General features: G+C 33.5%; 29 protein-coding genes and 1 pseudogene. 25 read left to right on the plus strand and 5 right to left on the minus strand.

Annotated elements, in window-relative coordinates:
* Positions 1 to 2 precede the first annotated feature (2 nt).
* The 17 genes from NST77_RS23185 to NST77_RS23265 all read left to right on the plus strand — a co-directional run bounded on the left by NST77_RS23185 (position 3) and on the right by NST77_RS23265 (position 14,669).
* On the plus strand, positions 3 to 242 hold the full coding sequence (locus NST77_RS23185) for a DUF7210 family protein (protein ID WP_328283263.1): 240 nt from the start codon (positions 3 to 5) through the stop codon (positions 240 to 242).
* The gene (locus NST77_RS23190) at positions 232 to 600 is read left to right on the plus strand and encodes a head-tail connector protein (protein WP_341123621.1); all 369 of its coding nucleotides are present in this window, start codon (positions 232 to 234) and stop codon (positions 598 to 600) included. The genes NST77_RS23185 and NST77_RS23190 overlap by 11 nt, the downstream gene beginning before the upstream one ends.
* Complete coding sequence (locus NST77_RS23195) at positions 597 to 1,718, plus strand: phage minor capsid protein (RefSeq protein ID WP_328283261.1); 1,122 nt, start codon at positions 597 to 599, stop codon at positions 1,716 to 1,718. Before NST77_RS23190 ends, NST77_RS23195 begins: the two co-directional genes overlap by 4 nt.
* 13 nt (positions 1,719 to 1,731) lie before the next feature.
* Positions 1,732 to 2,070, plus strand: coding sequence for a putative minor capsid protein (locus tag NST77_RS23200; protein ID WP_328283260.1), 339 nt, complete (start codon positions 1,732 to 1,734; stop codon positions 2,068 to 2,070).
* A complete protein-coding gene (locus NST77_RS23205; protein WP_341123622.1) occupies positions 2,067 to 2,417 on the plus strand; it encodes a minor capsid protein in 351 nt (116 codons plus the stop codon). Before NST77_RS23200 ends, NST77_RS23205 begins: the two co-directional genes overlap by 4 nt.
* Positions 2,414 to 2,806 (plus strand): minor capsid protein, encoded by a 393-nt coding sequence (locus NST77_RS23210; protein WP_144544340.1) that lies wholly within the window; start codon positions 2,414 to 2,416, stop codon positions 2,804 to 2,806. Before NST77_RS23205 ends, NST77_RS23210 begins: the two co-directional genes overlap by 4 nt.
* A gap of 2 nt (positions 2,807 to 2,808) precedes the next feature.
* A complete protein-coding gene (locus NST77_RS23215) occupies positions 2,809 to 3,261 on the plus strand; it encodes a phage tail tube protein (RefSeq protein WP_328283258.1) in 453 nt (150 codons plus the stop codon).
* A gap of 14 nt (positions 3,262 to 3,275) precedes the next feature.
* The gene (locus NST77_RS23220) at positions 3,276 to 3,659 is read left to right on the plus strand and encodes a hypothetical protein (RefSeq protein WP_328283257.1); all 384 of its coding nucleotides are present in this window, start codon (positions 3,276 to 3,278) and stop codon (positions 3,657 to 3,659) included.
* 13 nt (positions 3,660 to 3,672) lie between these two features.
* Positions 3,673 to 4,311 carry a Gp15 family bacteriophage protein gene (locus NST77_RS23225; protein ID WP_341123771.1) on the plus strand — a complete coding sequence of 213 codons (639 nt, stop codon included), beginning with the start codon at positions 3,673 to 3,675 and terminating at the stop codon, positions 4,309 to 4,311.
* Positions 4,312 to 7,713, plus strand: a complete 3,402-nt coding sequence (locus NST77_RS23230; protein WP_341123624.1) for a tape measure protein — start codon at positions 4,312 to 4,314, stop codon at positions 7,711 to 7,713.
* Positions 7,710 to 8,417 (plus strand): phage tail protein, encoded by a 708-nt coding sequence (locus NST77_RS23235; protein ID WP_341123625.1) that lies wholly within the window; start codon positions 7,710 to 7,712, stop codon positions 8,415 to 8,417. Before NST77_RS23230 ends, NST77_RS23235 begins: the two co-directional genes overlap by 4 nt.
* Complete coding sequence (locus NST77_RS23240) at positions 8,417 to 9,988, plus strand: phage tail spike protein (RefSeq protein ID WP_341123627.1); 1,572 nt, start codon at positions 8,417 to 8,419, stop codon at positions 9,986 to 9,988. Before NST77_RS23235 ends, NST77_RS23240 begins: the two co-directional genes overlap by 1 nt.
* Positions 9,988 to 12,549 carry a hypothetical protein gene (locus NST77_RS23245; RefSeq protein ID WP_341123628.1) on the plus strand — a complete coding sequence of 854 codons (2,562 nt, stop codon included), beginning with the start codon at positions 9,988 to 9,990 and terminating at the stop codon, positions 12,547 to 12,549. Before NST77_RS23240 ends, NST77_RS23245 begins: the two co-directional genes overlap by 1 nt.
* A gap of 12 nt (positions 12,550 to 12,561) precedes the next feature.
* Positions 12,562 to 12,918 carry a hypothetical protein gene (locus NST77_RS23250; RefSeq protein ID WP_341123629.1) on the plus strand — a complete coding sequence of 119 codons (357 nt, stop codon included), beginning with the start codon at positions 12,562 to 12,564 and terminating at the stop codon, positions 12,916 to 12,918.
* A 101-nt stretch (positions 12,919 to 13,019) separates the two neighbouring features.
* Positions 13,020 to 13,424 (plus strand): hypothetical protein, encoded by a 405-nt coding sequence (locus NST77_RS23255; RefSeq protein WP_341123630.1) that lies wholly within the window; start codon positions 13,020 to 13,022, stop codon positions 13,422 to 13,424.
* A 13-nt stretch (positions 13,425 to 13,437) separates the two neighbouring features.
* Positions 13,438 to 13,689, plus strand: a complete 252-nt coding sequence (locus NST77_RS23260; RefSeq protein WP_341123631.1) for a phage holin — start codon at positions 13,438 to 13,440, stop codon at positions 13,687 to 13,689.
* A gap of 137 nt (positions 13,690 to 13,826) precedes the next feature.
* Positions 13,827 to 14,669 carry a glycoside hydrolase family protein gene (locus NST77_RS23265; RefSeq protein WP_341123632.1) on the plus strand — a complete coding sequence of 281 codons (843 nt, stop codon included), beginning with the start codon at positions 13,827 to 13,829 and terminating at the stop codon, positions 14,667 to 14,669.
* Between the two features lie 151 nt (positions 14,670 to 14,820).
* On the opposite strand, the gene NST77_RS23270 is transcribed toward NST77_RS23265, so the two are convergent.
* Positions 14,821 to 15,339 (minus strand): hypothetical protein, encoded by a 519-nt coding sequence (locus NST77_RS23270; RefSeq protein WP_341123633.1) that lies wholly within the window; start codon positions 15,337 to 15,339, stop codon positions 14,821 to 14,823.
* A 108-nt stretch (positions 15,340 to 15,447) separates the two neighbouring features.
* Here NST77_RS23270 and NST77_RS23275 point away from each other — a divergent pair, with 108 nt between their 5' ends.
* The 5 genes and pseudogenes from NST77_RS23275 (at position 15,448) to NST77_RS23295 (ending at position 19,381) form a co-directional block, all read left to right on the plus strand.
* On the plus strand, positions 15,448 to 15,618 hold the full coding sequence (locus NST77_RS23275) for a hypothetical protein (protein WP_328283243.1): 171 nt from the start codon (positions 15,448 to 15,450) through the stop codon (positions 15,616 to 15,618).
* A 475-nt stretch (positions 15,619 to 16,093) separates the two neighbouring features.
* On the plus strand, positions 16,094 to 17,014 hold the full coding sequence (locus NST77_RS23280; protein ID WP_341123634.1) for a DMT family transporter: 921 nt from the start codon (positions 16,094 to 16,096) through the stop codon (positions 17,012 to 17,014).
* Between the two features lie 29 nt (positions 17,015 to 17,043).
* Positions 17,044 to 17,372: pseudogene (locus NST77_RS23285) on the plus strand (tRNA-binding protein).
* Positions 17,373 to 18,161: 789 nt separating this feature from the next.
* Positions 18,162 to 18,857 (plus strand): DUF3800 domain-containing protein, encoded by a 696-nt coding sequence (locus tag NST77_RS23290; RefSeq protein ID WP_328283241.1) that lies wholly within the window; start codon positions 18,162 to 18,164, stop codon positions 18,855 to 18,857.
* Between the two features lie 14 nt (positions 18,858 to 18,871).
* Entirely contained in the window at positions 18,872 to 19,381 is a 510-nt protein-coding gene (locus tag NST77_RS23295) for a hypothetical protein (protein WP_328283240.1), read from the plus strand.
* 402 nt (positions 19,382 to 19,783) lie between these two features.
* Here NST77_RS23295 and NST77_RS23300 read toward each other — a convergent pair whose 3' ends face one another.
* The 3 genes from NST77_RS23300 to NST77_RS23310 are packed head-to-tail and all read right to left on the minus strand — an operon-like array spanning position 19,784 to position 20,784.
* Positions 19,784 to 20,146 (minus strand): hypothetical protein, encoded by a 363-nt coding sequence (locus NST77_RS23300; RefSeq protein ID WP_328283239.1) that lies wholly within the window; start codon positions 20,144 to 20,146, stop codon positions 19,784 to 19,786.
* Between the two features lie 13 nt (positions 20,147 to 20,159).
* The gene (locus NST77_RS23305; protein ID WP_341123635.1) at positions 20,160 to 20,489 is read right to left on the minus strand and encodes a YolD-like family protein; all 330 of its coding nucleotides are present in this window, start codon (positions 20,487 to 20,489) and stop codon (positions 20,160 to 20,162) included.
* A gap of 13 nt (positions 20,490 to 20,502) precedes the next feature.
* Positions 20,503 to 20,784, minus strand: coding sequence for a DUF1827 family protein (locus tag NST77_RS23310; RefSeq protein WP_328283237.1), 282 nt, complete (start codon positions 20,782 to 20,784; stop codon positions 20,503 to 20,505).
* Between the two features lie 107 nt (positions 20,785 to 20,891).
* On the opposite strand from NST77_RS23310, the gene NST77_RS23315 reads away from it, so the two are divergent.
* Both NST77_RS23315 and NST77_RS23320 read left to right on the plus strand, forming a co-directional pair.
* A complete protein-coding gene (locus NST77_RS23315) occupies positions 20,892 to 21,110 on the plus strand; it encodes a hypothetical protein (RefSeq protein ID WP_328283236.1) in 219 nt (72 codons plus the stop codon).
* Positions 21,111 to 21,115: 5 nt separating this feature from the next.
* The gene (locus NST77_RS23320; RefSeq protein ID WP_341123636.1) at positions 21,116 to 21,373 is read left to right on the plus strand and encodes a YolD-like family protein; all 258 of its coding nucleotides are present in this window, start codon (positions 21,116 to 21,118) and stop codon (positions 21,371 to 21,373) included.
* Positions 21,374 to 22,001: 628 nt separating this feature from the next.
* Here NST77_RS23320 and NST77_RS23325 read toward each other — a convergent pair.
* The gene (locus tag NST77_RS23325) at positions 22,002 to 23,213 is read right to left on the minus strand and encodes a tyrosine-type recombinase/integrase (protein WP_341123637.1); all 1,212 of its coding nucleotides are present in this window, start codon (positions 23,211 to 23,213) and stop codon (positions 22,002 to 22,004) included.
* Between the two features lie 130 nt (positions 23,214 to 23,343).
* Here NST77_RS23325 and NST77_RS23330 point away from each other — a divergent pair, with 130 nt between their 5' ends.
* The gene (locus NST77_RS23330; protein WP_341123638.1) at positions 23,344 to 23,637 is read left to right on the plus strand and encodes a DUF7662 domain-containing protein; all 294 of its coding nucleotides are present in this window, start codon (positions 23,344 to 23,346) and stop codon (positions 23,635 to 23,637) included.
* The last annotated feature ends 50 nt before the right edge of the window (positions 23,638 to 23,687 follow it).

Raw genomic sequence — 23,687 nt, forward strand, 5'->3', positions numbered from 1 at the left:
AAATGGCTAAAAAAGATCCTGCGGAAGATAAAAAGGTAAGAGAAGCCGAAGAAAAAAAGAAAGCTGAGGAATCAGCAAATCTTGAAGAGAATAACCAATCAGAAGTAGAAGAAACAGTTAAAGTGGAACTTAAAGCGAATATCAAATATAATACAGAACGATTTAAAAAAGGACAAAAAATAGAGATTAAGAAGTCTGATTATGATTCATTTTTAAAAGAAGGGCTTATCAATGAGAAATAAAGTCCTTGAAATTATTAAGCGGCGACTAAAACTTGATGATGAGTCTCTAGATGATTTAATCATGGATTATATCGAACAAGCAGAATGGAAAATAAGAAACTATTGTAATCTTAAAGTGGTTCCAGAGGGATTATTGTTTACTTGGGCATCTATTGCTATAGACTTATTCAAAATAAATCATCCAAATGAGGAAGTAGTTCAAAGTTTAACAGATGATTCATTCAATTCTTTTACTGTAGGGAAGTTTTCAGCTACGAAAAATAGTGGCCAGAATCAAGGAACAACTAATAGTTCGGATAATTTACTTACTTCATATACTAGTGAATTAAACGCATTTAGGCGGTTGAAAACAATATGAATCCTGAAAAACAGCAAGAGTTATCAAATTCAGTTACAGAAATTTATCTTGCTATTGAGGAAGAAATATTAATTAATTTTGCGAGACAACTAAAAAAAAGAAAAAGGCTGTTAAAACAAGATTCTATTGAGAAGTGGGCAGAATATCAACTATCTCAATTAGAAGCCTTATCACAACAAAACATTATCACTATAGCTAAATATAGTGGATTAGCAATCGATGAGATAACTAAGCTACTTCAAGAGATTGGATATGCTGCTGTTAATCAAGTTGATAAGGATTTACAAGAAGCGGTGAGACAAGGAGCTATTATCAAGCCACCAACAGAACCCAGATCTACAATTCAGCCTATATTATTAAGTTATCAGCAACAAGCAATAGATAAATTTAACATGGTTAATACAACCATGCTAGAACAGTCAAAACAACAGTATAAAGACGTTTTGAATAAAACAGTAGGGAAAGTATTAACAGGTACTATTACACCTCAAAAAGCGTTAAGAGAGACGGTTAGTGAATGGGCAGAAGATGGCGTTCCTGCTTTAATAGATAAAGCAAATAAGGAATGGACTCCTGAAGCTTATATAAATACAGTCGTGAGATCCATAAGTAATAGAGTTTCTAATACCATACAGGATAATCGTATGGATGAATATGGAGTTGATTTGATTGAAGTCTCAGCACATATGGGAGCAAGGCCACTCTGTGCTCCTTACCAAGGAAAGATATATTCTAGGAGTGGGAAAAGTAAAAAATACCCGCCATTCAGTGAAACTAGCTATGGAAAACATATAGCTGCTTTATTTGGCATCAATTGCGGCCATGTTAAGTATCCATTTATTGAGGGAGTTTCTGTTAAAAGAGAGATTGAAATTAATAAAGAAGAGAATGATGAAGCTTATAAATTGTCTCAACAACAGAGATATCTAGAAAGGCAAATTCGACATGCTAAAAAGCAATTAAATGTCTTAAGTGCTATGGGTGATGATGTAGGTGTACAAATGGCCAAGCAAAAAGTAAGAGAACGACAGGCTAATATGCGAAGATTCATAGATGAGACTGGAAGAACCAGAAGACGGAATCGAGAACAATTAGCTTATAATAATCCTAGAGTTTAAAGAGGTGTAAAAAGTGAATATACCTCCAATACCAAAGAAATTATTGATCCATACAATTGAATATGAAGAATTTGTAAGAGATGGCTCCTTTGGTGAAGAATTTGCACAAACTGAGACTATCTCTTTTGTGTTGGTGCAACCATCTAGCAAGTTGAGAAGGGATGGTAACGGAGAAGAAGTCCAAACGCTTGGAGTAGTCTTTTTAGACGCGGTAAACACACCTAACTTTAAGCCTTTGAAAGAAAAGTCTAAAGTTAGATTTAATAAGAAAGATTACCGAGTGATTGAATGCGAAAGCCTTTATGCATTAGATCCAGATACGCCCCACCATTATGAGGTGAATTTGATATGACAAGGATTAGAGTGCGAACTAATCTAAGCGGTATAGCTAGACAAATATCAAGAGCAAAAGAAAGAACTCAATACGCACTGGATACTCAGATTTTAAAAGATGATAACGAATTTATTCCAGCAGATACATGGAATTTACGTGATTCTTCCATACGTGGTTCGATTATCGGTCAAGGGATTTTACAATGGTCAACCCCATACGCAAGAAATCTTTACTATAACCCGCAATATAACTTTTCATTGGATAAGAATCCTAAAGCGGGTGGTATATGGCATGAACGAGGCAAAGCAGCTTATGGAGATGACTGGACCAGACTTGCACAAAGAGAAATGGAAGATAACCTATGACAATGGATTTTTTAGAGAGATTAGTTTATTTATTAGATGCCCAAAAGTATTACTCAACGGTGCTATCTCCTATTCTTGGGACCGGAAATAGCATTGCAGTAACAACTTTACCATCGAGAACTTATCAATACTACATGGATGGATCATATAGCCAAGGATATGCCTTCCAAATCAGCACAAAGCATGAACAACAATTAGTGGCTTACAATACATGTCAATTGATTGTTGATTTTTTAAAAGATAGAAAGTCTATACCTAGTGAAAACAATTCATATGAGTTTGAAGGAATAGACATTCAAACAAGCCCAAACCTTCTTATGAAGGATGATAAGTATTACATTTTCACAGCACAATTAAGCGCAAATTTACTAGTTTACAAGGGGGACTAACTATGCCATTTCATTTAAACTATTTGACTACCTATAAAATCGGTGAATCAAAAGAAGAACTATTACCATTAGCTGCAGGTATCTCTACTGTTGATCCATCAAATGAGGAATCTACGGAAGAATACAGCTATTATGATGGAGCCGGCGGAACAGAAACAGAAACTACTGGATTAACATCATCTTATGCATTCAGTGGTAACCGTAAATATGCAGATGATCCTGCACAAGAATTGATTCGAAACAAATTATTTACGCTTGGTCAAGGTCGAGAAGTGTATTTTCAAGTAACAGAGCCGGATGGACGTGTAATTGAAGGTCCTGCAACATTACAAGATATCACTCCTCATGGTGGAGATGCGAATGCTCGTGCAACGTTTGAATTTACAGTTACGTTTAAAGGTCTTCCAAGTGATACTAAGCCTGGTGTAACAGGAACACAAACAATAGAAGAATAATTAGGAGGTAACATATGTCTATTAATATTAATTTAAGTAACCAATCCATTATCCCCGTGAGATTCGGGGAGTTTGATTTTAATGTAGATATCTCAGATGCTGGTAAACAGAAGTTAATGGGATTAATCGAAGAATTTGATAATCGAAATACAGATATCGGTGAAGTAAAAGATAAAGAATCATTTGCTAAAGCGATTGAAGAAACCAAATCTATATTAAAAAGCATCTATGATCCATTATTCGGAGAAGGTGCTTTTGATAAGATATACAACAAGTATCCAGATGTAACTTTGTTGTCTAATAGTTTTATCGATGTTGCAAATGGTGTAATGGCCGAGTACGAAAAACGTACAAGACGAGAACAAAAAGATAATTATGTAGCAAATCTAAAAAAGTAAGTAGGTGAGGGCAATGTTTTCCCTTGCTCGAAAATTACAGAACTCAATTGACTATAATGGTGTTACTTACAAATTGAATTTAGCTTTTGATAATGTCCTTTTAGTGTTTGATGTGCTAAAAGATGAAAATATTGATGACTTGTTTAAAGTAGATGTGGTAATGGATTTGTTATTAACCCATCCACATGAACTTGAAGATGAACAAATGGTGGAACTTTATACATTGATTATGGAAACAGTTATACTCCAAGGGAAAAAGGAAGAGGTCAAACGAGACCTTGCTGGTAATGTCATTGAAGAAGATGAGGATGATAAAAAACTATATAGCCTAGAAGAAGACGCACAGTATATCTATGCGTCTTTTTTATATGATTATCAAATTGACTTAATCGATCAACAAGGGAAGATGCATTGGTTTAAGTTTAATGCTCTATTAGCTTCTTTAAGCGATGACACGATGTTTAAGCGGGTTATTGACATAAGACAACGTAAGCCAAACAAACACATGACTTGTGAAGAGAAAAGCAATCTTATGAAGCTTAAGCAACTATATGCACTAAAGAAATCCCAAGAAGAAATAGAATTCGAAGCAATGGATTTAGCAGAGAAACAAGCTTACATCAAACAAAAGATGGCTGAGAGGGGTGAGTAGATGGCAGCAGATGGATCAGTTGTTATTGAGATATCCCTTGATGATTCAAACGTATCTGGTCAGATACGAAATATAGACCGTGACTTTAACCGTGTAGGAAGTAGTTTTCCACAAACTTTTCGTAATAACATGAGACAAATACGTACTAGTCTAGGACAAATACGAACTAGCATTAGTGATACTTTTTCTGCTGCAGCCAACTCAATCCGTAATACATTTACCCGATCTAATCCCTTTCGTTCGATGTTTACTGGATTGCAATTAGCAACTAGAGGTATAACTTCTCGGATGACGAGCGGTTTTTCGAATGCATTCAGTCGTATGAGAACTGCAGCAAGCAACTCAATTAGTCGCATGAGACAGGAATTCTCCTCTTTAGATCGTACTGTAGAAAGTCCGTTGAAAAGCATGCTGAAAATGGCAGCAACAATAACTGGAATTACTGGTTTAATGAATTTAATGGGGCGGGCTATTAGTCGTGTAGATACGATAGATACCGCAACAAAATCATTAACGGTTCTAACTGGCTCCGCAGAAGATGCAAAGTTGGTTATGAATGACTTAGTAGATGCAATTGACGGTACACCAATAGCGTTAAATGATGTTGCCCTTGGAGCAAAGAAAATGGTTGCTGCAGGGATGAAAGCTGAAAAGGTAAAACCTGTTTTCAAGTCCATTGCAGATGCTGCCTATGGAGTTGGGGATGGCGCTCAATCTATAGACCAAATTACAAGCGCTATAGCTTCCATGCAATCAGCTGGGACGGTTTATGCAGATGATATTAATAGATTAGTAGATGCTGGGATACCAGCATGGCAAATGCTCGCTAACCAAACCAACCAATCAGTAGCTGATATTAAGAAAGACACATCTAAAGGTTTGCTAGAATCAAACGATGCAATCGATATGCTTGTTGATGGTATCCAGAATGGAACGGACGGTATTGCAGGAAGTACTGCTGCTATGGCTGGACTAGCCAAAACGGCAGGAGACACAATTTCTGGTTCATTCGGTAATATGCGAACAGCAATTGTTAAAATAATGGCCAACGTTGCAGACGTATTAAAAGGCGATATTATCAATGCCTTAAAAGGACTAACAAATGCTTTTAAAGCTGTTGCTCGTGTAACTGGTAGTGAAACTTTCGCTAATGGTTTAAGACGGATGGTAGATGCTTTGAAATTAATATCCCCTGCTTTACTAGGAGTAGTAACTGCCCTTGCGATATTTAGCACTTATATGGGAATGACTAAATTAATCGGTATGTTAGGAGGTGCCTTTACAGCGTTAGGAACTGCTATAGCAACCAATCCAGTTGTTGCATTGGTTGCAGCTCTTGCTGGATTAGCAGTAATGCTGGTTACTCTATATAAGACGAATGAAACATTCCGGAATAGAGTACAAAAAACATGGTCCTTTATAACTGATATATACGAAAAATCAGTAGAAGGGATTAAAACAGCCTTAGCTTCTATAATGCCAGGACTCCAAGCATTCGGTAATTGGTCAGCAGATAAACTAATTGCTGGCTTTGCTTGGTTAGGATCTGTTGGTGTAAAAGCAATAAATTCGATTGCTACAGGAATGACTATTGCTGGAGATGCTATTTCATCATTCTTTAGTTATTTAAGCAACAGTGCTGTTGGACAAGCTGTATTGAATGCACTGAAATTATCTTTTGAAAATATAACGAACGTTTTATTAACCCTTGTTCCTTTCCTTAGTAGACTAGCTCTTGGGTTCATAGGAGTTACAGGTCCACTTGGAATAATAATTTCTTTAGCTATTACCTTCGCTGCCACACTCCTTAAAATGGGTGGTTTTTCAGCAGATGGAATTAATAAGGCGCTAAACGATATTGGTTCTATGCTTATGGGAGTCCTAGATACAGCTATGGTCTTAATCCCGCAATTTATTAAAATTGGAGCCGAACTAATTGTTAAATTGATGGAAGGGATTGCTCAAAGTATTCCAAAACTTGTCGCTATCGCAGAGCAATTAATGAAATTCCTTAATGAAGCGATAACAACATATCTACCAATGATTATTCAAGTTGGTCTCCAAATCATTACAGCAATAGCAAATGGAATAGTTCAATATTTGCCCATTATGATTAACTCATATATTTCCCTAGTGACTTTACTAGTCGATACAATTGCTCAATATTTGCCGATGATTATTAGTGTTGGAATTACAATTTTAACTAAATTGTTAGAGGGTATTGTATCTATTTTGCCACAATTGATAAATACAGCAATTTTAATTATCACTTCTTTATTAGGGATTTTGGTTGATAATTTGCCAATGATTTTATCAGCCGGGATTGATATTCTGAATGCGCTAATTGGCGGATTAATTGCTACTTTACCTGCCTTATTTACAGCAGCGCTAACAATTATTATATCTTTAGCAACGGCTCTGCTAGACAATTTACCGCAAATACTATCAGCTGGAATTGAATTACTGATGGCCCTAATTGATGGAATTATTTCAATTCTTCCTATGCTTATTGAAACTGCGCTCACCTTAATTATTACTCTTGCTACTGCTTTGATAAAAGCTTTGCCGCAGATCATTTCAGCTGGTATAAAAATTCTAAATGCTCTTATTCAAGGAATTGTTCAGCTGATACCAGCATTAATTGCGTGTGCTCTAAAATTAATTATTACTCTAGCTGGTGCAATAATAAAGAATTTACCACAAATTCTTTCTGCAGGAGTAAAAATCTTGAAAATGCTTGTACAAGGAATCTTAAGTATTATAGGTACTTTGCTAAAAGCAGGAGCAGACTTGATTATAAAATTAGCAAAAGCGATAGGTGATAAGCTTTCAAAAATCAAGGACAAAGGAAAAGAAATAACAGGAAAAGTTGTTGATGGAATAACTAGCACCATTTCTAAGATGGTTTCAATCGGTGAGGATATAGTCTCAGGTATTGTAGAAGGGATAGGAAATGGATTTGGGTGGGTTAAGGATAAAATTAGCTCACTTGGTGGAAAAATTACAGATTGGGCTTCCAGCGTTCTAGGTATACACTCTCCATCTAGAGTTATGAGAGATGAAATCGGTAAATGGATACCAGCTGGTGTGGCTGTTGGTATCGATGCTGATGCTTCAAAAGTGGAAAAATCTATCGATAAAATGCTTAAAATTCCTACTAACTATACAGCAGAGGCAGCAGTTGGAATCAATGGAGTTGGACTATTAGATAAGCTAAAAGCCACAGTGAATGCTTCCAGTATCATCAACAACAATTATGATGATAGTAAGGTAACTAAATTGTTGAAACGAATTGCAGACAAAGATCCTAATGTCTACTTAGATGATGATAAAGTGGGTTCTTTTACTGATAAAGATCAAGCAATGAGAACTTTTAAAGCATCAAGGAGGTTAGCTACATGAGTAGATTTGGAATAACCTTCAATGGAAAACATTCTTTTAATGACTTTGGATTAACGGTTGCCAGTAAAAATATTGGCAACCCATCTAAAATAAAACGGAAAGAAAGAGTCCCATACTCTAATCAAATATATGATTTCTCCAATCTATACGGTGGACAAGAGTATGATGAAAGAACATTAACATATGTGTTTAATCTTAGAAGTTATGACAAAATTGATTTATCTTATATGAAAATAGCTGTCCTTAATTGGTTGATGAATACAAATGGAAAAGTAATTCTAAAAGATGATTATATCCCTGATTATTATTTTATGGCGGAAGTGGAAGATGCTCCTGACTTTAACGAGTTAAAATACGGTGGCACATTAACTGCTAATTTTACTGCTTATCCATTTAAAATTGCTGAACTTAGAGAAGGTAATGATATATGGGATGAATTTAATTTCTTGTTAGATTTTGCACAAGATACATCTTTTACTGTGAATAGTTCTCTTGATGTGACACTTTATAATCCTGGAGCAGAAATACTATATCCTATAATAAATAGTAGTGCTCCAATGAAAATTATAAAAAATGGAATAACTTATAATGTAAAAGCCGGGAAGACAACCAGCTATGATTTTTTCTTACCTCTTGGTGAGAACAAATTTCAGATAGTGGGTAATGGCAGTATTGAATTTGAGATGTACAAGGAGTTGATTTAATGTACCTTGTATCTATTATAAATGGGGATGAAAAACCAACAGTAATTCATAACGCACACTTTAATAATTTAAAGTTACAAGATGGGACGATTAAAAAAGGTATTAATACAGTTGATTCCTTTAACTTTTCCATGTTACCTAGCAATCCAGGATATAATAAAATATTTCTAAGAAAAACACATGTTAATGTATTTAATACTAAAACCAATAAATACGAATTCAAAGGACGAGTGCTTATTCCTACTAACAAAATGACGGAAGATGGAATATTTCGCAAGTCCTTTTTGTGTGAATCAAAACTAGGCTACTTATACGACAGCCGACAGCGTCATGGCGAATATCACAATATGACTGTAAAAGAATTTCTTCAAGTGATTTTAAATAATCACAATAGGCAAGTGGAACCATATAAACGGATTAAGCTTGGAATTGTTACAGTAACGAACTCAACAGATAACGTTTATCGTTATCTTGGTTACGAATCTACTTTAGACACTATATTTGATAAATTAATAGATCGCTTAGGTGGAGAAATTAGATTGAGAGAAGAAGAAAACGGAGAATTATATCTTGATTATATAACTGAGATTGGTTCAGTCAAAAACACAGAGATCCGTATAGGAAAGAATTTAAAGAGCATTGAAGTTCAAGCGGATTCATCGCAAATAATTTCTCGTATCGTACCTCTTGGAACGACTATTGAATCAGAAAATGAAACAGCAACAGACGCAAGTCAAGCACGAATAACAATAGCTTCAGTTAACAATGGTCTTGATTACATTGATGATCCAGAAGCTATAGCTTTAGTCGGCATACAAGAAGAAACAGTGACATGGGATGATATCAATAATCCATCGATCTTAAAAACTCGTGGACAGCAATATTTAAAGGCTAATAATAGGGTGAAAAAGCAGCATATTATATCTGCCTTAGATTTATCACTAATTGGATTAGACATTGATGATTTTGATATTTATAACTACTATCCGGTTAAATCACCAATTTTAGATGATACTTTGCGGATAGTTGGAAAAACAATCTCTATTAATGATCCAGAAACCAATGATCTAACTTTTGGAGATAGATTAAAAAAAGCATCAGAATATCAAAATGAAGCAAATAAAGCACAATACAAAGTTGTAGAACTCCAAAATACTATTTCCCAACAGACAAGCAGAATAGGGTCTATATCGAATGAATTAAATAACACGAAAAATGAGTTAGCTACGACAAAACAAACCTTAGAATTAACCCAGAAACAGTTACAAAACTTTGAAAGTGTAACTGATGGAGATATAACAGCAATTAGTCAATCTGTAAGCGACTTATTGGTTGCTATTTATGATATCGAACAGGCAATTGCAGACATACCACAATACCAATTAGCTACAGATACTACAGACGGTCTTATGAGTGCAGCAGATAAAAGTAAATTAGATTTAATTAAAGTAGTAAACTCTATTAATTTAGATGTGTTAAAGGCTAAATTGGATTTAATTACTGTTACAAACCAAGTTAATTTAGATACTTTAGTAGAGAGAGTTACAAAGTTAGAGGAAGGAGGACAATAATGGCATATAGAGATCCGACACCTATTTCACCAAAGCAAATTGATTACGATAAAAGCAAAGTAGATCCACGAGTTTCTAATTATACAAAGCAAGTTAGAGATAAGCAGCATGGTATAGACACACGAGAAGCTATGGCCAGAGCAGAAGAGATATCAAGTGTAGTGTCTACTGAAGCGAAAGAATTAAGTGAAAAAACTAAAGTTAGACAAGATGTGTTAGAAAAGCAATTCGATGAACAGATAGAAAATATGACATTAGAAGATCCATCATCAGCGGAAATGGTTGCTGCACATGTAAATGCTAATACCGGGGAAAGTTGGACGACTATTGGTAGAAGATTAGACGATGAAAATAAAAAAGTTAATGAACAGTTAGAGATTAATGCAGAACGAATAGAAGAAATAAATACAAATGTGTTGGCGTATGGAGTTAAGGGAGATGGGGAAACAGATGATATACCTATTCTCCAAAGCCTAGTTGATTCGTTGCCGTCAGGATCAAAGTTGAATTTTCCTCCTAAGAGAGTTTTTAAAATTACTAGGCCATTAATTATCACTAGAGGCGATATTAGTATTAATTTTAACAATTCTCCATTTAGGTATGCAGGTACAGAAGATTTAGGTTCAGACAATGGCATTGGTAGGATGTATGGAGCTATTGCCATAAGAGGAAAACTGATTGAAGAAACAAAAACAAACGTGGTGGATATCGTTAGCAACGAAGGCGTAATTGATCAAGAATTTTATTCAAATGGTGATAATTTTAAGGGATTAAAACATCCGTTCACGCAAGTAACAAAAATTGTAACCGATAATGAATTAATTGGTACGATGATTAAAAAAGGTGATTTTGTTTCTGTATATGTAAGAAATCATAACGGTACCTGGGACAAGAACTATGGTGACAACCCATCTATGCTCAATGTAATTGCGCATGTTATTTATGTTGATGGCGCTAATGTGTATGTAGATGTTTGTTCAGACTTACGATTCAACCCTGACAAAGTAAATGGAACAATCACTTTATTACAACCAGTAAATAATGTAACCATAGAAAATTTAGTATTTGAGGATATAAACGATACACCTATTCCTAATCCTATTAGTAATAACGAACGTGATAGTTGGGTAGGCGGAATTAGTGTTCAATATGCCACTAACTTTACACTTACTAATTACAAAGCTTCTCGACATCGTTTTCCAGCGTTGCTGATGCGTAATGTATACAATCCGATTATTGATAATTTTGTTGCTAGTTATCCGCGTACTGTAACGGCTGGATGCGGATATGGAATGCAAATAATGTCAAGTGTACACGGAACTATTAAAAATGCACGCGGGTATGGTTTAAGACATTTAATCGACTTCACATCAAGCGGACATATGAGAGTAGTCGATTCTAGAATGCCTAACGATTGGCATGGGGCATTTGATTGTCACGGCATGGGTGAGTTTGACATTACTTACGTTAATTGTGTGGGCAATTTTCTTGCAGGAAACGGCATTAATGAGTTTCCTGAAATGACAGGAAACATTACCTTAGAAAACTGTAAAGGTAGTTTACAAATGAGTTGGGCGCAAAGGATACATGTAAATAATTCTTTGCTTTATTTTGATGCGATAAGAGATACAAAAAGCCCACACATTGAGATACTTAATAGTAAATTAGTATTTAAACGTACCAAATATAATTTTGCTGCAGTTCCTCGCGGGGTGTATATGCAGACTGCTTTTATTATAGATAACAACACGACTATAGAAATTACAAACGAAAACAACCCTTGGCAAGAGTGGACCAATAAATTGTTTGAAATTGATGCTTATAAAAAAGTAAGGATTAGCAACATACCATACGTTAGAAATTTACGAAACGACGTGATGTTGATTACTATAGCAAAATGTACGGATACCACTATTAATGGTAATTTACTTACTAATCTAGGGTTTAATCTAACAAATACAACAAGTATTGACTCTAATGCAATACTTGCAGATAACTCGATGGCTGCGGGAGTTTTACGAATAAAAGATAACAAAATAGATGAATCAATTAATGCTTCAGATCCTAAAAACTTTTTTACAGTGTCGAATGTTGATGATATATCTTCATATCTAATCATGTTAGATGGTAACATGTTCTTTTCACTAGGGAAAATGCGCTGGATACGCACAGAGATTAACACGTTTAATGTAAACATCATTGCAGTTAATAATCTTCTCCGCGGCAGGGTAGGAGCTTTTTACAAAGCAGGACTTATGGAGCCGAATTTTATTACAAAAGACGGAAATATTGATTTATCTGATACAGACGAGCCATCAAGGCTAAAAAATTATGATGTGAAAAGTCTTGGTATATCTATTTCAAGTGGATGGAATGGATACGAATACAAATTTACGCCTGAAAAAGTACAACCTGATAATAGTTATATGGTTGATATTTCACCTCAATGGGACTGCGGAAATTGGTGGATTGAATCGAAAACAACTACTGGATTTAATATAAAATTCAGCAAATCACCTACTGCTACAACAAAATTGGATATAAGAGTAACTAGAGAATAGGGAGTGTTATGAATGGGGCTTATAGTGACTTACAATTATGAGTTAACTTATATTAATACAAAAACACAAATAGATGATAAATTTCGAATTGAGTTTCCAGATGTTAAAGATCGGATAACACAAATTATAAAAGTTAAAGATGCATACTGCGAAATTGTGAAAATTGAAGGAAATAAAGAGAAAATGGATATTGTATTATCTATTTACAAAGATAGGACTAAAACATATGTAATAGAGACAAAAGTATATTCGTTCACTCCGTCTTCGACTGATTCAATGGACAGCTTTATGCAAGCCTATGAATACCTTAAGGGATTGCCAGAGTTCGAGTATGCTATTTTTGTAGATGATCAGAGTCTAGAAGTTTAAACGGTGAAAAAGTGAATTTGAGCTCTTGCAGAGGGCTCTTTTTTTATTACCTTAAAGGGGGTGAGTCCACTTGAATACAGAGAGAAAAGGGGGATGGGAAAATGACAGCGGGAGTGGAGGTGTCAAATAAAAATATGGAGTCTATTGTTCAGGATCACGAGAAACGTATCTTAGCGCTAGAGCAAAACTATAGTGAAGTAAAGAAAGAATTAACGATTGTCCAGACTTCTCAGTCCGAAATCAAAGGTACGTTAATTGAAGAAGGAGTAAAACAAAGAGAATTGATTAACAAACAAAGAGAAGAAATGGAAAACCAACGAAAGGAACAACGAAAAGAACAAAAAGAGCAACGAAAAGAACAGAAAGAATTAATGGACCAATTAATAAGTCATACGCTTGGAATCAAGAAAAATAACAATACAAAGGTTTGGGAATTGCTTCTTGCCGTATTAGGTGGCGGGGGTTTTTTTTATGCAGTGATTGATTTAATCGCAAAAAATTTATAGGAGAGTGTTAGGAATGGACAAAGGTACAATAATCAGAACAATCGTATTAGGTATAGCGTTTATTAATCAATTTTTAGTTAGTTTTGGTCTTTATGAAATACCAGGAACAGAAGAGCAGCAAACAGCGTTTATATCAGCTGTATTTACAGCAATCGCAGGAACAATTGCCTGGTTTAAAAACAATTACGTGACTGTAAGAGGTAAAAAGCAAAAAGATTTATTAGTTGCTCATAACCTAGCTAAAAATCAATCAAAAACAAAGTAAGAGTGGCTTAACAGCTGCTCTTTTTTATTGGAGTGATATCAATGTTAAAACAATGGTTATTAATCTTGTCATTAATCTTTAAAGCAGAAGAAGATTCGGATATCTTGGACGAAAAATATTGATTGGAGGAATGGAAAATGAAACTATCTAATACTGGCTTATCTTTAATTAAGTCGTTTGAAGGTGTGCGATTAACTGCTTATAAAGCAGTTCCAACGGAAGAACATTGGACAATCGGTTATGGACATTACGGTCCTGACGTAAAACAAAATATGAAAATTACACAAGCACAAGCAGATGCTTATCTAAAATCAGATGTTGCTCGATTTGAAAAAGCAGTAAATGATTATGTGAAAGTACCACTTACTCAAAATCAATTTGATGCACTTGTGTCATTTACTTATAATTGTGGTGCTGGTGCATTGCAAAGAAGCACCTTACTTGAATTACTAAATCAAGGGAGATATGAAGAAGCGGCTGATCAATTTGATGTATGGATAAAATCCGGAGATAAAGTATTAAATGGATTAGTAAAACGAAGAGCAAAAGAGAAGGAATTATTTCTTAGAGACCTTCCAGAAGAGAAAGTGGAAAAGCCAAAGAAAACAACTTCTTCTGCAAAAGATAATGTAAAAACTTATCAAGTAACTAAACAACATAACGGTTATGCTACTGCAGCCGATGCTAAGTCAAAGAAAAACAAAAAGACTACTGTACCAAAAGGGAAATACTATGTGTTCAATGAATCCCAAGGCATGATTAATGTCACAACTAAAAAAGGGGTGCCAGGTAGCTGGATTAATCCTTCAGAAACTACTGCCAAAGAAACTAAACCAGAATATTATGTTGTAAAGAATAACGACAATCTTACTAAGATTGCTAAGAAATATAAAACATCAGTAGCTGTAATTCAAAAATTAAATCCTAGTATTAAAAACCCGAATTTAATCTATCCAAATCAAAAAATCCGCATAAAGTAATGTGGATAGTTATAAAATAGTTGCACAACATGATCTCCACACAGAATCCCTTCTTATAGAGAAGGGATTCTAATAATTCTCAATAAACGACTAAATTATAATGATTATGTAATTTAATGAAAACTTCCACCATGCCATCAGCTATTTTTTTTTAATCTTCAGCATCGAGTTCAGAATTTTTAAAGGCAGTTGGGTCACCATGTATATATTGGTTTCTAGTTTTTATGAACTTATATAGTAAATTATAAAATTCTTCTTGTTCAATTACTTTAAATAATTTTTTTATATTCCGTCCCTGTTCAACTATAGCTGTGTAAAGTCTTCCCATCTTATCTTGCCCTTGGTTTGATTGTAATAGTAGTTCAGCTACAATTCTTGGTGTTTTCATCAATTTTAATCTATCATATATTAGAGATTCAAGCAGTATTTCATAAGTTGCACATAGAAATATTGAGCTTGATTCAAAGCCTTCAAAATAATACAAATCTATATAAACATCATGACTTTCCAGATCATATGTATTTGTCTCAATTAAATCAAGAAATTTAAGAGCGGCGGGAACTGGATATGAAGAAGTCTCTTCAATATTACTATTATTACAGTTTATACAATTATATTTGTTATCAATTAATTCGGTTATATAAAAACATTTATTACATTTTTTGTACATTGTATATCCTCCTAATTATCTATTAGATTAATTATAATTGTACATTTTGTGAACTAAAAGGAATTTACTTCCACAATCAAGAAACCTCCTGTAAAAGGAGGTAAATGTATGATTGTAATTAAATTATCTAAAATCCATTTTATATATAATAATCAAATCCGTTACACTATCTGTAATAGAAATATTTTATTAAACGAAATAATACATGAGATGAAGTGCAATACTCTAACTCATAAAAAAGTAGGTGGTTTCAGAAAAGCAATCGACTCTGCTGTTTAGTGACAATAAAGTTATAGAATTATGTTTTTAAAGATATAAGCCTTGCTAAATTTTATAACAGTAATGCTCCTTAAAGGTGTTTAATTTCTATTCATTTAAATGGGTTTACTTTCAAAAATGTATAATAAAGTTTAATTCTTATTCACTAAAGCCCTCCTAGAGTTTCAGTGTAACACTTCACATAAAATCCCTTTAAAGAATTTAGAACATAGAGCAGTGTTTCCAAAAACTAAAACGAAAAATCAAGTCAGGAGAATGGTTTTATTTTCTCTTTAATTAACAATGTTCAACAAAATGATTATTTGTTACAATATGAAAATACGTAAAATTGTTATGAGGTGAAAATATGTATTGGACTTCATTATTTGAAAACGATGTACCAACAGCACTCTCCCAATCTTAACGGAGAGAAAATTTTAGAATTGTATTCTCTCCGTTAGGTCCAAACAGACCTGAAAATACGGAGGGTAAAAATATGAAAAACACAATAATCGGTTCTTTATTTTTAATAATAGCTTCAAGTATATGGGGAGGTATGTATGTTGTCGTAAAAGTAGTTGTTTCAGTCATACCACCATTAGAACTTGTATGGATACGATATCTTATCGCACTTGTTGTATTGGTAATAATTGGATTGGTTACTAAACAAACATGGAAGATTAAAAAGAAACATATAGGGTTAATAACTGTAATTTCAATTGTAGGGTATGTTATTTCCATTGTTACTCAAGAAACAGGTACCATGCTTTCTAGTGCCCAAATGGGTGCTATTATCACCTCTACAACACCTGCATTTATGGTTGTGTTTGCTAGTTTAATTCTTAAAGAGCGTTTAAATTTTAAGAAAGCAATTTCTGTTAGCTTAGCCACCATTGGGGTCATAATTATCGTTGGAATTGATGATATTAATATGTCAAGTATGCTAGGTGGAATCTCGCTTATTATAGCTGCGTTGACATGGGCTTTAATGTCCGTACTAATCAAATGTTTACCTAGTGATTATACACAAATTGTAGTAAATACCTATGCAACTTTAATTGCTTTTGTTGTTTTAACTCCTTTTGTTATTACAAAATTATCTAATTTAAACATGAGCGAATTAACAAACCCTTCTATATGGGGAGGCTTGTTATATTTAGGGATAGTCTCAACAGCTATCGCATTTCTATTGTGGAATCGTGGATTACAAATGCTAAATGCCTCTGGTGGTGGAGTTTTCTTCTTTTTCCAACCCGTTGTTGGAACATTATTAGGTTGGTTGATTTTAGGTGAAACTATTAGTATTACCTTTTGGTTTGGTTCTTTCTTAATTCTTTTAGGAGTACTAATTGTTTTAAGAGATAGAAAAGATGAACAGAATCAGACTCAATCCAGTCTCAAAATGGAAAAAGGGTAAAAAACACTCAAAATAATGGAGGAATTGTAATGACAACTTTTGACGATTTTAAAAAAATAGATATGCGTGTTGGAGAAATTATTAGAGCAGAAGCGTTCCCTAAAGCAAGAAAACCAGCATATAAATTATGGGTTGACTTTGGAAAAGAAATAGGAATTAAACAAAGTAGTGCTCAAATAACAGATTGTTATAGTTTAGATGAACTTGTGGAAAGCAAGTAGTAGGAGTAGTTAATTTTCCTCCTATGAAAGTAGCTGATTTTAGTTCAGAAGTTTTGGTGATGGGGATCTATTCAGAACAAGGAGTTGTTCTAATAGAACCGCAACAAAGGGTCAAAAAAGGTGACCGATTAGGTTAAGTTTGAAGAACAAAGAACACAAGTGAAACATTTTCATTTGTGTTCTTTTTTTACGTTCTTCCACTAATCTGCCATTTTATCTCCATATGAAAAACGCACATTAGCCCTGCTCTTGGAGTAGGGGATTTAGGGAAGATTAATAATAACCGGGCACCATTAGGAGTTATAATAAGCTCAAGTTGTAATCTATTAAAAATAAAAATAAAATCTATCATCTTCTTGCATATAGAAATCTTCTTGTGATATTATAAATTTATTAAATATAAAGCATCTAAAAATTTTATACTTAATCTAATAGAACAGAAACTATAAAAATATAAACTAAAATTTAAAAATATAAACCAAAACTTAAAAATATAAACTAAAATTTAAAAATATAAACCAAAATTTAAAAATATAAACCAAAACTTAAAAATATAAACTAAAATTTAAAATATAAACCAAAACTTAAAAATATAAACTAAAATTTAAAAATTATAAAGTTAGAAAAACGAGACGTTCTAAAACTATTATTAAAGGTGAAACCTCAAAAGATTATTAGTCGCTTAATGACTTCTTTTTGGGTGTGCCATAATAATCTAAGAATGTCTCGTTTTTCTATTAATAAATTTGTAGATAATACCTGGTTGTTCAACCATATTAAACAGTCTTAATTCAAGTGTCTTAGAGAGTGTTAAAATAAAGGCTGCATGATATAATAGATTTTATCCACAGGTTTATCAACGGTTTTTTTATACTTATCCACTTTTATAAAAAGTTATCCACAAATATTTCAGGGGGAAGATTACTGTGTTTAATATTTATTGTGATGAAAGTTGCCATCTAGAGAATGATAAACAAAAATCTATGGTTATTGGTTCTATTAAGGTACCAAGGTCCTTATTAAAGGAAGTATCTGAAGACATTAGGGATATCAAGGTAAAACATGGGCTTAGTAGATATGCTGAGATAAAGTGGACTAAAGTATCTCCTTCAAAAACTAGTTTATATATAGATTTAATTAACTATTTTTTCGATAACCCGGTACTTACATTCAGAGCAATTATCATTAAAGATAAACAACAGCTTGACCATAGCGCATTTGACCAATCCCATGACGATTGGTACTATAAAATGTATTATTTTATGCTAAGGCCAATTGTTGATACAAATGATATACACGTATACCTTGATATTAAGGACACTAATAGTGCTCACAAAGTAGTAAATTTAAGAGAATACTTATGCAATTACTTACATGATTTTGATAGAGAAAAAATAACTAAAATGCAATTAATTAGATCTGAAGAAAGCCAAGTATTACAGCTAGCGGATTTATTAATGGGAGCTGTTAGTTACGAAAATCGCGGTCTATCTAAAAGTGACGCTAAACTGGCAATAATAAATAGAATAAAAAAGTTAACAGGACATAGTTTAGTTACTACTACTGTGCTTTCCGAGAGAAAATTTAATCTGTTCACTTGGGAACCCCAACAAAGGCTTTAGGTGGTGAAACTTTAATGAGTGAATTTAAATGTCCACTGCTTCCGCCTACTATTGATTTTAATAATTATGGGGTATGGGATGTATATGAATCGTATTTATATGAAATTTTCGTACATGATTTTATAGAATCTCAACCTTATCTCTTTGGAAAACCAGTTAGATTTCGTAAACATCCAGTAGTTATTGATAAGGAACAAGCTTTCTTTCATATAACTTCAGTTAGCACCAGCAAAAACGTCGCGGATCCTAATGACCGAATCCCTGATTTTAGAAGATGTGAAAGGATTCATTGGGTTAAAATTATACTTGAGAATTATAACTGTCAAAAAGGCTGTTGTTCATTTATTAAATATTGGGCTGAACCTTATAAAATGTATAAAAGATGGCACTTTCTATTTGAAGAAGTGAGATTTTTGGTAATTGTTGAAGAGCGTGAAGACTACATGCTTTTGATATCCTCATACTATATAGAGTATGACAATCAATTGAGGAAAAAATTAAAAAAATATCAGCAATATAAATAAATGCAAAGGACGTATCTCATGATGAGATACGTCCTCAGGAACTCCTTCTACAACTTGGCAGATGAGATAAGTTAAAATTACATCAAAGTTTAAAAAATGTCAACCATGGTTTTTATTTAACTTTGATTATAAAAAGTATACGCAGTTTATTAATAAATAATACTATTTAATTATATTATATACCATTTTAAACAAAATTTAAACATTGTTGTTTGCTTCATATGTAATATGAAGCTACTTTAGTGTATTCTTGTGAACTAATAGGAATCTCTACTTTAAAAGATGAGATAAAATGACTGACTTTAAAATATTACTTCAGCTGAAAGAACAGTATAAATCCGCGAAAGACTCCACGGACCTTAAACTTCTAATTGAAACATTCTTAAATAACTTTCCTGCAGATTAATCAAAATGACGATGTAAAAAATAATGATTAAGTAGCTTTTCCGTGTTATTCCTTAGATTGTGGTTGAAATAACGATGTACTTCATGATAGCCATTAAAATAAAAATTGTATTCCGTAAAAGCTTCGTCACTTTCACCCTTGACCAACTTCCACTTATTCTTATACATCTTGGTTTTATTTTCACGCATATCTTTTTGAACTTTCTTCATCGTGTGCTCGATTAAGTTTAGGTAGACTTGCTTTAGCTTAAAAGGAGTAGCATCAGCAACCTTATAATCACGATCAAGTACAGTAAGAAGCATTGGTAAGTATATAGCATCTTCAAAAATATCTCTTTCTTCTTCAGATAATCTACTCATACTTCTGCTCCGTTTAGGCCTTTTCTACGTCCACAAGTTTTCTAAAGGATACGTAATGTATTGATTGTTTTTCGTCCTGGATACGCAGCTGGTTATTTAGATAATCGATATAAACAGTACGGCCATATAAAGTGTTTATGTATCCGTTTTGATACAAGCTGTATTTAAGCAGCTGATTATATTCCATAGCTTCATGGATCAATACGTCTATATCATTCAATTTATTCTCATCTAAAACAGGCTGTTCAATCTTATTTTGGCTCTCAATAACTTCTTTTACTCCTGCTACATGTTCAGGCAGCATCATCGCTAACCATTTTTTCGTACCCCGGTCTTTTAACATGACAAGTTCTCCTTTAAATCATTTGTTTGTATATATGAATAATTCCTTTTGTCGATCTAAAGATTTCTACATCTTTGAACTTAGATTTCATAATTCTAACTAATGCATAATTAATTTCGGAGTTTTTAATACTCCTGTAAGGGTTGGAGATGCTTAAATGCTCTCGAAGAGAGTTGGAACTATAGATAATGTATGTATCCTTATTTTTAAACACTCTCGTATCTAATGAAATGTCACCACCATTTGCTACAACTATTACTTCATCTGATTCATGAGTTATATCTTTAAATTTCATCATAGATACTCCTTTTTTAAAAAATAATAACAGAACAATTGTTCGATTTCAATATTGATTACGAACAATTGTTCGTATATAATTATGTCAAAAGGGAGGTCTAACTGATGATTGGTTTACTTAAAAGAGCTGCAGAAAGTAAAGAGGTTTTAGAAATGATTTATCAAAACAATAAAGGGGAATTCAGCCAACGTAGGATTCAGGTTATTAAAATGAATGAAGATTCCTTTAGTGCATATTGCTTTACTCGTAAGCAGCAACGCACGTTTAAGATAAGCAACGTTTTATCGGTTGGACCAGTACGGAAAGTAAGGAGAGGTGCATAATTATGATGTTAACGAAACCTAAGAAAGTTAAAAAGCCATCAAGACCAAGCCGAGACGAATTTGAATTAGAGGAAATTGCAAATATTTTAACAGAAGCATTAGAAGATAAGGCCGAACTTAGATTAACTGTGTGGAAGAGAGAAGATCCAGTCCGAGGGAAAGTAGTTAAGATGGACGGAAACACAAAACTCATACATATAGAAAGATTCACTGAAACAATCAAAGTGCCTTTTATGGATATTTTGCAAGTTAAGAGAGTTTAAAAACAGCCCAACTCGTTTTATTCTTACAAGGATTTCCATCCCTAAATTGAAGGAGTTACAGTGACCTTTTATAGATATATTAAAAGGTCACAGAGTGTAAGAACCTTATTTAATAGCGAGTAAGGTTATGTTTTGTTGTTTCATTCATGAGAACAAATCACAATAGATTTGGCGGAAATTATTAAAGCAGCTAGTCACATTATACTATATATAATTCGTCGAAAAAAAACTTTATTGACCTTGCCGAAGAAATAAAGCCGTTTAATGTAGAGGGATGGTATTAAGCTGAAAAGATTTCATTCAATTAATGTTTTACGTACAGAAGAGGGAGTAGCAGAACCTTTTATAGCCAAGATGGCAAAACCACCAAGTATGATTTCGGATAAATAACAAGAGAGATGCCGAAAGGGTGCCGGAATTTGTATCTTCTTATATAGGATGGTGAATTTATTGAGGATGTTTTTTTATAGAAGTTTATATATAATAGTAGAAAATAGGTGAGTAAATCCTTATATTCACTCGCAATTCATGGGCGGCATGATGTAATAACGCCCTCAAACCCTTGATATGAGTGGGTTTTGTAGTAAGATGAGAGTGAAATGCTAACATTTTGTTAACATTGAGGATTTTAATGGAGGCTTCTCATGAGTTGAGCAAACTTGTGGGAAGCTTCTTTTTTCATTTCTTGGGTTACATGGAGATAAACATTTTTCGTGATTTGATCATCGGAATGTCCAAGTCTGTCCATAATCTGTTCGAGTGAAACACCAGCCTCGGCAAGAAGTGATGTATGTGTATGGCGTAACGAATGCGGTGTTAACTCAGGATTTAGACCAGCAATTTTAAGTAGCCTTGCCATTCTGTTTTGTACGGTCTTGATGATTATGGGATAACCGTAATGTCGCTCCATTTTGGCAAAAATAAAGTCTTCATTATAGTAAGCATCCCCTAGCCTCTTTATGACTTCCTCTTGAACTTTTTTGTGTTTCTTCAATTCATTTATCACTTCTTCATCCACAATGATTTTTCGTCGTGATTTTCTGGTTTTTGGTGTGACTAGCTGATATTCCAGAGTATTATTATTTGGATTATAATACGTTTTGATAATGCTGATCGTATGGTTTTCAAAATCAACATCTTTCCATTTAAGAGCAACTAATTCTCCTACCCTGATTCCGGTGTATGAAAGAATAAGGAATATCAAGTAGTCTAACTCAAGTCCCTGTTCCCTCGCTATTTTAAGAAACAGAGCAAGTTCTTCTTTTTCAAGGTATTTTGGAACTTCTTCTTCCTCCAATTGCTCAATGGTTTTCTTATCCTTTTTAAGATAAGTATACTCTGTTGGATCTTTTTTAATTATCTCTAGTTCCAGTGCTTTTCGAAAAATCATTCTTCCGGTTCGGTGTATCCCATCCATTGTGCTATCAGAATAACCTTGTCCTTTTAAATCATTTAAAGCATCCTGATATCTCTTCCGTGTTATATCCCTTAATTTTAACTGAGCAAAATAGGGCATCAATTTGCCTATTTCATGAAGTCTGACACGAATTGTCCCCGGTTTCACATCCTTTGAATCTCTATAGATGGTAAGCCACTCTTTTGAAAAGTCACCGAATGTTTGATTGGTTTCTTCCACATACATCCCTTCGTCTACCTCATGAATCAGAGCGGCAGCAGCTGCTTCAGCTTCTTGCTTAGTCTTAAAACCCCCTTTTCCCTTTTGTTTACGTTTACCGGTTACTGGGTCAATTCCGATATCAACCATAAAAGCCCACTTGGAACCACAGGTGCATTTTTTCTTTTTGCACTTGCAGCCCCTTCTGTAAAAATGACCTTTCATTTTATCAAAAAACCTCACTTTCTTAGTAATTTTGTTTCAAATTTCCATTATGCCCAGAGTTAATTTGAATAATTCAGCTTTTAATACCAAGAGAAATGAGTGTTACTGCTTGCTTATCTCCATTCTGATAATGAATTATGTTAATATTAAGCAAATGTATTGTAAGGATTGTAAGTGGAATTTTAAATTGATTGAGGAAGGAGCTGAAGTGGAAACAAGAGGAAGCAAATATGAATCTCTACATAAGTTATTAAAATCAGAAGGTTCAAATCGAATTGTTATGACATTCTTAGAAGTAGAAGAAGTACTTGGATATCCACTTCCGGTATCTGCATCTAAATACGATGGTGACTCACAATACACTCAGGCTTATGCATGGACAGAAGCAGGATTTAAAACAAAACTTGAAAGAGAAGAAGGTTGAGTTTATTTCATACGAGATAGAGAATAAATAGAATGAACAATATGTATTTT

It is taken from the genome of Niallia sp. FSL W8-0177, assembly GCF_038006285.1.
Lineage (GTDB): Bacteria > Bacillota > Bacilli > Bacillales > Cytobacillaceae > Niallia > Niallia circulans_A.